The 9,521-nt window shown below is 60.4% G+C and carries 6 protein-coding genes; 5 read left to right on the top strand and 1 reads right to left on the bottom strand.

What is annotated here, in order from left to right; translation table 11 throughout:
- The 3 genes from gatA to AB5405_RS03055 all read left to right on the top strand — a co-directional run.
- The coding region (gene gatA, locus AB5405_RS03065) for an Asp-tRNA(Asn)/Glu-tRNA(Gln) amidotransferase subunit GatA (RefSeq protein WP_368137557.1) at positions 1-1,318 on the top strand (1,318 nt) is incomplete at its 5' end.
- Positions 1,318-2,994: an Asp-tRNA(Asn)/Glu-tRNA(Gln) amidotransferase subunit GatB gene (gatB, locus tag AB5405_RS03060; RefSeq protein WP_316365262.1), complete on the top strand. Its 1,677-nt coding sequence runs from the start codon at positions 1,318-1,320 to the stop codon at positions 2,992-2,994. The genes gatA and gatB, both read left to right, overlap by 1 nt.
- Positions 2,995-3,344: 350 nt before the next feature.
- A complete protein-coding gene (locus AB5405_RS03055; protein WP_195233721.1) occupies positions 3,345-4,709 on the top strand; it encodes an ATP-binding protein in 1,365 nt (454 codons plus the stop codon).
- A 64-nt stretch (positions 4,710-4,773) separates the two neighbouring features.
- On the opposite strand, the gene AB5405_RS03050 is transcribed toward AB5405_RS03055, so the two are convergent.
- Entirely contained in the window at positions 4,774-5,778 is a 1,005-nt protein-coding gene (locus AB5405_RS03050) for a helix-turn-helix domain-containing protein (RefSeq protein WP_368137556.1), read from the bottom strand.
- Between the two features lie 114 nt (positions 5,779-5,892).
- Here AB5405_RS03050 and AB5405_RS03045 point away from each other — a divergent pair, with 114 nt between their 5' ends.
- Positions 5,893-7,719 (top strand): ABC transporter ATP-binding protein, encoded by a 1,827-nt coding sequence (locus tag AB5405_RS03045; RefSeq protein WP_368137555.1) that lies wholly within the window; start codon positions 5,893-5,895, stop codon positions 7,717-7,719.
- Complete coding sequence (locus AB5405_RS03040) at positions 7,720-9,477, top strand: ABC transporter ATP-binding protein (protein WP_368137554.1); 1,758 nt, start codon at positions 7,720-7,722, stop codon at positions 9,475-9,477. It begins immediately after the preceding gene.
- The last annotated feature ends 44 nt before the right edge of the window (positions 9,478-9,521 follow it).

Genomic DNA, 9,521 nt, shown 5'->3' with positions numbered 1-9,521 from the left:
CGGAAAGCCGCTGCCCCCACTTGCGGGTGTGCCGCTGGCCATCAAGGACAACATGAATCTCGTGGGCACGCGCACTACCTGCGCTTCTCACATGCTCCAGGACTACCAGAGCGTCTACACCGCCACCTGCGTCCAGCGCATGCTCGATGCCGGCTGCCTGCCCATGGGCAAGGCCAACATGGATGAGTTTGCCTTTGGCAGCTCTACCGAGAGCTCGGCCTTCCATCGCACCAACAACCCCTGGGATACCGAGCGCGTGCCCGGTGGCTCCTCGGGCGGCTCCGCTGCCGCCGTCGCCGCGGGCGAAGTTGTGCTCTCGCTGGGCTCTGACACCGGCGGCTCCATTCGCCAGCCGGCGTCGCTGTGCGGCGTGGTGGGCTTTAAGCCCACGTATGGCGCCGTGAGCCGTTACGGCGTGGTTGCCTTTGGCTCGTCGCTCGACCAGGTGGGCCCCTTTGGCCGCACGGTCGAGGATGTCGCGCTGGCCATGAACGCGCTTACCGGCGCGGGCCACGATCCGTACGACTGCACCAGCCAGGATTGCGCCGTCGACTTTACCGAGCACCTCAACGACAGCATCGAGGGCAAGCGCGTGGGCATCATCCCTGCGTTTATGGAGGCCGAGGGTCTGACGCCCGAGGTCAAGGCCGCTGTTCAGCGCGCCGCTCAGGAGCTGCAGAACCAAGGCGCCGGGCTGGTCGAGGTCGACCTGCCGCACCTGGACGCCGCCATCGCCGCTTACTACGTCATCGGCCCGGCCGAGGCGTTCTCCAACCTGGCGCGCTTCGACGGCATTCGCTACGGCTACCAGGAGGAAGGCTGCGCCAACCTGTCCGACCAGAGCTCGCTCTCGCGCGCCCACGGCTTTGGCGCCGAGGCCAAGCGCCGTCAGATGCTCGGCGCCTACCTGCTGAGCTCGGGCGTATACGACAAGTACTACTACGCTGCACAAAAGGCCCGCACGCTCATCACGCAGGACTACGACGCCGCGTATGCCAAGGTGGACACCATTCTCATGCCCGCCTCGCCGCGCACGGCCTTTAAGTTTGGCGAGATCAGCGACCCCACGCAGATGTACCTCTCCGACCTGTACACCATCTCGCTCAACATCTGCGGCAACGGTGGCATCTCGGTGCCGCTGGGCCTGGGCGAGGATACTCAGCTGCCCGTTTCTGCCCAGCTGGTGGGTCCGGCGTTTAAGGACCGTCAGCTGCTCACGTTTGCCCGCGCCCTGGAGCGCGGCTTTGCCGATGCCGCCACGGGTGCGCCCGCGCTTTCCGTCGCGCCCGATTTTGCCGGGAAGGGAGGCGAGCTGTAATGAAGGAGCTTTCCGAGGTCCTGCAGGATTGGGAGGCCGTGATCGGCCTGGAGATCCATACCGAGCTCACCGCACTCGATACCAAGATGTTCTGTAACTGCAAGCTCAGCCACGATGACGAGCCCAACGCCAACGTGTGCCCGGTGTGCCTGGGCCTGCCCGGCGCCCTGCCGGTGCCTAACAAGAAGGCAATCGAGAGCATCGTCAAGGCCGGTCTCGCCACCAACTGCGAGATTCAGCGCCACTCGATGTTCTACCGCAAGCACTACTTCTATCCCGACATGGCCAAGAACTTCCAGACCACGCAGGGCCCGGTCGCCTTTGCCATGTACGGCCACCTGGACCTGGACGTGACCGGTCGCGGTGCCGCCGAGCGCCCCGATTGCGCGTTTGGTGAGGCCGAGGCCCAGAGTCTGGCGAGCGCCTCGGCCAACGCCGAGGGCCTGTCCACGTCCATGACGTCGACCATGCGCGAGGGCAATCAGCGCGCCGGTCACCTGGCCAGCTATGACGCGTCCAACCTGCAGATGCCCGAGCGTCGCGAGGACGGTTCCTACACGGTGCCCATCCGCATCCTGCGCATCCATATGGAGGAGGACGCCGCCAAGATGGTCCATGTGGGCGGCGCCGAGGGCCGCATTACCGCCGCGGCCGAGTCGCTCGTCGACTACAACCGCTGCGGCACGCCTTTGATTGAGCTCGTCACCGAGCCCGATCTGCGCACGCCCGAGGAGGCTCGCCTGTTTATGGAGAAGCTCCGTCGCATTTTTGTGACGCTGGGCATTTCCGACTGCTCCATGGAGAAGGGCTCCATGCGCTGCGACGGCAACGTGTCGCTGCGCCGCCGTGGCGAGACCAAGCTGGGCACCAAGACCGAGCTCAAGAACCTCAACTCGTTTAAGAGCCTGCACGACGGTCTAGCCTACGAGATCTGCCGCCAGGCCGAGGTGCTCGAGGAGGGCGGCATCATCTATCAGGAGACCCGCCACTGGGAGCCCAGCCGCAAGCGCACCGTGGTCATGCGTGTGAAGGAGACGGCCGACGACTATCGCCTGTTCCCCGACCCCGACCTGGCGCCGTTCGATCTGGACGACGAATTTATCGACCGCTGCCGCGGTGAGATTCCTGAGCTGCCCGATGCCAAGCGCGCCCGTTTTGAGGCCGACTTTGGCATTAAGACGGCCGATGCCGAGCAGATTGCCGGCGACCCCGAGTTTGCCGAGTTCTTTGAGGCCGCCGCTGCCGGTATGGCCGGCAAGGAGGCCCAGACGGTCGCGAACCTGCTGGTGAACGAGATGATCGCCTACCTTAAGGGCGCGGGTGTGTCGCTCGCCGAGTCTGGCATTGCGCCGGCTCAGGTGGCGGCACTCGCCAAGCTGCTGGCGACCGATGCCATCAGCTCCAACCAGGCGCACGAGGTCTTTGAGGCCATGGCCCAGACTGGCGATGACCCCAACAAGATTGTCGACGAGCGCGGCATGCGTCAGGTGAGCGATGCCGGCGCGCTGCAGCCGATCGTGGACGAGGTGCTGGCTAACTGTGCCGATCAGGCGCAGCAGTATCGTGACGGCAACCAGAAGGTTATTGGCTTTTTGGTGGGCCAGTGCATGAAGGCGAGCCGCGGCAAGGGCAACCCGAAGCTCTTCAACGAGTTGCTGAGAACGTCGCTCTCGTAAACGGGAACCCGGGAGCCCCGGCAGGGCGGGTGCTTCCTCAAAATTTCAAACAGTCCTGCGCAAGACGAAGGCCACATTAAGTGGCCTTCTTTGCGTGCGGAACTCATTTTGAGCAAGCACCCGCCCTGCCGGGGCTCCCGGGTTCTGTGACGACTCGGCCGTTCGGGTCAGGTAGGCTGATAGGAAAGATGGTGACGGAGGCGCAAAATGCGCCTCCGCCTTTTGAATGTGATGAAAGTGTGGCGAAATGATCTTAAAACTTCCGTAAACGTGATAAATATCACGTTTTACCTAGGGTAAAATGTGGGAAATATCACGTTTACGGAAGTTTCTTTGCGGGAGGTTCGGTCATGCAGCGAGATATCATTGCCAAGCTTAACGCTTGGAAAGCGTCAGAATATCGTAAGCCGCTTATCCTTAAGGGGGCGCGCCAGGTTGGAAAGACGTGGGCGCTTAAGGAGTTCGGCCGAACCTCGTACCTCAATTTTGTGTATCTGACGCTCGAGGAGCCGTCACCTGGGGTACAGAGCGAGTACGCTCAGTTTTTCGAAGGTACGCGCGATCCTCGACGGATCATCTCAAATCTTTCCCTGGCACTTGGACAGCCTATCGAGCCCGGCGAAACGCTGCTTATTATTGATGAGATCCAGGATTGTCCTTCTGCAGTCGGCGCCCTTAAATACTTCTGTGACGAGGCCCCCGAGTATCACGTCGCATGCGCAGGGTCTTTGTTGGGCGTTCGCTTGTCCCGTGAGACCAGCGCTTTTCCGGTGGGAAAGGTCGAGTTCATGGAGATGCGCCCCATGAGCTTTTCCGAGTTTCTGAAAGCCGAGGGCGCTGCAAACTACGACGAATACCTTGGCGGCCTGGATCAGATCGAGACAGTGCCCGATTTCTTCCATGTCCGTCTCGTCGAGCATCTTCGTCGTTATTTTGCATGCGGCGGCATGCCAGAGGCTCTTGGCCGGTGGGTGGAGACGGGCGATATCGTTCAGGTCGATAAGGTGTTGTCTGATCTCTTGGATTCCTACGAGCGCGATTTTGCCAAGCATGGTGGCCGTGCGCAGTTCGCCAAGCTTTCGCAAATATGGAACTCGATTCCAGCTCAGTTGGCGCGCGAGAACAAAAAGTTCGTTTGGGGTGCGGTGCGCGAGGGGGCTCGTGCTCGAGAATACGAGGATGCTCTGGAATGGCTTGCCGATGCTGGGCTCATCACGGCGGTTCGCCTTAATGCTGCCGGTGGTGTGCCGCTCTCTGCGTACGATGACCTCAAGGCATTTAAAGTCTACTGTCTTGATGTCGGCTTGCTGCGCCGCATGGCAAGGCTGGATGCGTCCGCTTTTGCCATCTCGGATGCGCTTTTTTCGGAGTTCAAAGGTTCGTTCGCCGAGAACTATGTGCTTCAGGCATTACTTTCACAGTTAGATGCTGCTCCGCGTTATTGGACAAACGAGAAGCCGAAGCACGAAGTCGATTTTTTGATTCAAGTCGGAAACGAAATCGTTCCCGTCGAGGTCAAATCGGGAGAGGTCGTTCATTCCAAGAGCCTTAAGTACTATGCCGACAAGCATGCGGAGACGACTCCATTGAGGGTCCGCTACTCACTTAAGAACCTAAAGCTCGACGACGGGGTGCTCAACATTCCGTTGTATTTGGCTGATCGATCTGTCCCTCTTATCAAAAAGGCGCTTGATTGTGCACATCTTGACGTTTAGATCCTGGGTGAGCTGACGGGCGGCGGCTAATTAATCGCTCCGTTACGGCCAGGGAGCTTGGGCCTTAGCGATGCTTGCTTCGCCAAGTGGTGGGGGTGGTGCCGGTGTATTGTTTGAAGGCTTGGGCGAAGGCGGCCTGCTGAGGGTAGCCTAGACGCTCTGCCACCTGCGCTATCGTGAGCGAGCTGTCGGCCAAAAGGTCCTGTGCTCGCTCCATGCGGCGTCTGCGAATGTAGGCGCCCAGGGACTCGCCAGTTTGGGCCTTAAAGGTGGCGCATAGCTTGGAGCGGCTTGTGTAGAGCCTCTCGGCCACCTCGTTGATACCCACGCGTCTGCCTTTGTCGAGCGAGCGCTCAATCATTGCCGTTGCTTCTTCGGCAATGGTTATGCTGACGCGTGTGTCTGCCGCCTGCCGCGCCTGCTTGTGGGCCGCGCGCGAACAGGCGAGCTCCGCGACCATGGTCTCCACGATGCTCTGCATATAGACGTGTCCGCCTACGGTGCGGGCGCGGTCCTCGTTAATCCGGCGCAGCGTGTGGCAGATGGCAGACGTCGCTTCCTCGTGCCACGGCTCGGCAAACGCCTCAAAGATTCCCGCGAACTCGGTGGGATAGCGGTGCTCCAGTTCGTCAAAATATCCAGGCAAAAAGAGCACCGAGCGCGAGTGATAGAGCTCCCCCGCAAACAGCGGGCTTAATTCCTTGCCACAGCTATCTTGGATAAAGCTGCAAACGGCATTGTTTGGCCACGGTCCATGCAACGGTTTAAGGTTCGCGGGCGTTATGCCAGCCTCGGGCATGCATGTAAGTGTGGGCGCGCTGACCTCGCTCACGCAGGCGTATGGCTCGGGCGTGTATTCGGCTAGGTACATGTTGCGCGTCGGGGTTATGAAATGCTCCATGACGATGCAGGTGGGGGAGAGGGGCATGATCCATGCGCGGCCGTGCGCCCGGTCGTTTGCCACCTCGCCGGTAAAGACGGCGCCCTTGCCGGTAAGCTCCAGGCCAAACTGCTCAAACTGCGGAGCGTAGAGCTCGGTTATATCGGTCGCTGACCGCCGTATTTGCAAAAGCGTCCCTTTCCTTTGCAGAAACGTCCACGCCTGGCTTGATTGTGAGCCATGGCTAACACGTCAATGATAAGTTCATTACGGTTAACTCTCAAGCCGTTAGAAAGGAATCTCATGGCAAAGGAATCAAAGAGGGAAGGCGGCGGTATCGGCGAGCTGCTTGCATATGCCGGTGACCGCAAATTCCTAACGTATTTGGGCATGGCGCTCTCGGCGCTCTCGCAGCTGCTGAGCTTTGGCCCGTACGTGTGCATTTGGCTTGTCGCGCGCGATCTGATCGCCGTGGCACCTAACTGGAGCGAAGCCACCGATATCGCGATGTATGGCTGGTGGGCCGTTGGTTTTGCCCTGGCAAGCATCGTAGCTTATTTCGTGGGGCTCATGTGCACGCATCTGTCCGCGTTTCGCTGCGCGTCCAATATCCGCAAGACTACGAGCGAGCACCTGCTTAAGTTGCCGCTTGGCTACTTTGACACGCACGCCACCGGCGAGCTGCGCCGTATTGTAGACGGATGCGCCGCCTCCACCGAGACCCTGCTCGCGCACATGCTGCCCGATATCGCCGGCGCCACCGCCATGGTCGCAGGCCTGCTCGTGCTGCTTTTCGCCCTCGATTGGCGTTTGGGCGTGGCATGCCTTATCTCGGTCGTCGTTTCGCTTGGCGCCATGGCCACCATGATGAGCGGCAAAGGCGCCGAGTTCATGAAGGCCTACATGGAAGCGCTGGTCAAGATGAACAAGACTGGCACCGAATACGTACGCGGCATCCCCGTGGTCAAGGTGTTTCAGCAGACGGTCTACTCCTTCAAGGCCTTCCACGATGCGATTGCCGAATACGCGGACATGGCACAAAGCTATGCGGGCACGTTCTGCCGAGGTCCGCAGGTGCTCAACCTCACCGCGCTCAATGGCCTTGTGGCATTTCTTTTGCCCGTGGCGTTGCTGTTGGCGCCGGGCGAGACGGACTTCGCGCACTTTATGGTCAACTTCACGTTTTACGCGATATTTTCGGCCGTGGTGCCGACGGCCATGACCAAGCTCATGTTTGTGGGCGAGGCCTCTCAGATGAGTGCCGATTCGCTGGCTCGTATTCGAAGCGTCATGGATTCCAAGCAGCTCTCCGTGCCCGCCCAACCCAAACACCCTGCCGGCGGCGACGTGCGATTTGAGGATGTGAGCTTTACCTACGAGGGCGCCGAAGCGCCTGCCGTCAACCATGCGAGTTTTAGCGTTTCCGCGGGTAGTACCCTCGCCCTGGTGGGTCCCTCGGGTGGCGGTAAATCAACCTGTGCAAGCCTGATCCCGCGTTTTTGGGATGTTTCCTCGGGTCGAGTGCTCGTAGGCGGTGTGGACGTTCGCGATATGGATCCGCACGAGCTTATGGACCAGGTCGCCTTCGTGTTCCAGACCAACCAGCTGTTCCGGCAAACACTTGCCGATAACGTGCGCGCCTCCAAGCCTACGGCCACTGACGACGAAGTGCGTGCGGCCCTCTCCGCAGCTCAGTGCGACGACATTGTGGCCAAGCTCCCACAGGGCATCAATACCATGCTCGGTGCCGGCGGGGCATATCTTTCGGGCGGCGAGGTCCAGCGCGTGGCACTCGCCCGCGCGATCCTTAAAGACGCGCCCATCGTGGTGCTCGATGAGGCCACGGCGTTTGCCGATCCCGAGAACGAGGCGCTCATCCAGCGCGCCTTTAGCAAGCTGGCGGCGGGCCGCACGGTCATTATGATTGCGCACCGACTCTCGACTGTAGTGGGCGCAGACCAAATCGTGGTGCTCAACCAGGGCAGCGTGCAGGAGTCGGGTACCCATGCCGAGTTACTGTCCCAAGAGGGTCTGTATGCCAAGATGTGGGCCGAGTACGAGCAGGCCGCGAGCTGGAAGATTACTGCTGCGACCGCGGATGCCGCCGTCACGAAGGGAGGCGAGGCCTAAATGTTCGCCTCATTCCAAAAGAAGTATTTCCTATCCGATAAAGGCGTCGCCGGCGTAAAACGCGGCATTTTTTGGACCACGCTCACCAATCTCATTACCATGGCCGGCATGGACTTTTTATTCCTGGTTATGGCCGGCTTTGTCGAGCATCTCGCCAGCGGCGCCGACCTGCCGGATGCCCTGCCGATCGTGGGTGGCCTCCTGGTCTTTTTCGTGTTGCTCTTTGCCTCTAACTGGCAGCAGTATTACTACACCTACTGCATCTTTTACGAGGAGTGCGGCAAGCAGCGTATGGAGATTGCCGAGCGCTTGCGCAAACTGCCGCTGTCGTTTTTTGGTCGTCGTGATCTGGCCGATTTAACCGAGACCATCATGGGCGACGTCCAGGCCATGGAGCACGCCTACAGCCACGTGCTGGGAGAGCTTTGGGGTGCCATCATCGCAAGTGCCATTGTGTTCGTGGCGTCGCTGTTCTTTTGCTGGCAGCTGGCGATCGCGGCGTTTTGGAGCGTTCCCGTGGCCTTTGCCGTGCTGTATCTAACACGCGGCCCCATGACCCCGGTGTTCGATCGCGTGCGCGCCGAGAAGGTTAAGGTCACCGAGGCAATTCAAGAGACGCTCGACTGCGTTCGCGAGATCCGCGCCACCAACCAGGAGGCCCATTATCTTGAGGGGCTCAACGTCGTGATCGATGCCGAGGAGCGTGAGACCACCAAGGGCGAGCTCGCTAACGGGCTTTTGGTCAACTCCGCCTTTGCCATCCTGCGTCTGGGCATTGCCACCACGCTGGTCACGGGTGCCGCGATGGTCGCCTCCGGGCAGGTTGACTTTTTGGTGATGTTTGCCTTCCTGCTTATGGTGAGCCGTATCTATGCGCCCTTTGACCAGGCGTTAATGTTAATGTCCGAGCTGTTTGCCGCTGAGTCGTCTGCCAAGCGCATGCGTTCCATCATGGAAGAGCCTGTGGCGCGGGGCAGCGAGAAATTTGAGCCCGCGGGCCACGATGTGGTGTTCGATCACGTGGCATTTGGCTATGGTGCGGGCGAGGACGGCCGTGCCGGCGAGAAAGTTCTTACCGATGTGAGCTTTACCGCCAAGGAAGGCGAAGTTACGGCGCTGGTCGGTCCTTCGGGTTCCGGTAAGTCTACGGTGAGCCGCCTGGCCGCGCGTTTTTGGGATGCCGCCGCGGGCAAGGTTACCGTGGGCGGCGTGGATGTCGCGAGCGTTGATCCCGAGGTACTGCTGCGTGATTACGCCATTGTGTTCCAAGACGTACTGCTCTTTGACGACACGGTGATGGGAAACATCCGCCTCGGGCGTCGTGATGCTACCGACGAGGAAGTGCTTGCGGCCGCGCGTGCCGCCAACTGCGACGAGTTCGTGAACCGCATGCCGCAGGGCTATGACACCATGATCGGCGAGAACGGCTCCAAGCTGTCCGGCGGCGAGCGCCAGCGCATCTCTATCGCCCGCGCGCTGCTCAAAGACGCGCCCATCGTGCTGTTGGACGAGGCGACGGCAAGCTTGGATGTGGAGAACGAGACCGTGGTACAGCAGGCGCTCTCCCGTCTGCTCGCAGGTAAGACGGTTATCGTTATTGCCCACCGTATGCGTACGGTGGAAAATGCCGACAAAATCGTTGTGCTCAAGGATGGTGTGGTTGCCGAGCAGGGCGCTCCTGCGCAGCTCAAGGCGGCAGGTGGGGAATTCGCCCGCATGGTTGCGCTGCAAAAGGAAGCGGCTGCCTGGCAGCTGTAGGAATGTGACAAAGGGACAGTCCCTTTGTCACATTGAGTTCACCC

Source organism: Collinsella aerofaciens (assembly GCF_040920445.1).
In the GTDB taxonomy this organism is placed as follows: domain Bacteria; phylum Actinomycetota; class Coriobacteriia; order Coriobacteriales; family Coriobacteriaceae; genus Collinsella; species Collinsella aerofaciens_BH.
The sequence above is the reverse complement of the archived record's forward strand: the minus strand, read 5'-3'. Positions and strand labels throughout refer to the sequence as shown.

Coding starts and splice junctions, on each gene's coding strand:
- gatB (WP_316365262.1), top strand. CDS start 1,318: ATGAAGGAGCTTTCCGAGGTCCTGCAGGATTGGGAGGCCGTGATCGGC.
- AB5405_RS03055 (WP_195233721.1), top strand. CDS start 3,345: ATGCAGCGAGATATCATTGCCAAGCTTAACGCTTGGAAAGCGTCAGAA.
- AB5405_RS03045 (WP_368137555.1), top strand. CDS start 5,893: ATGGCAAAGGAATCAAAGAGGGAAGGCGGCGGTATCGGCGAGCTGCTT.
- AB5405_RS03040 (WP_368137554.1), top strand. CDS start 7,720: ATGTTCGCCTCATTCCAAAAGAAGTATTTCCTATCCGATAAAGGCGTC.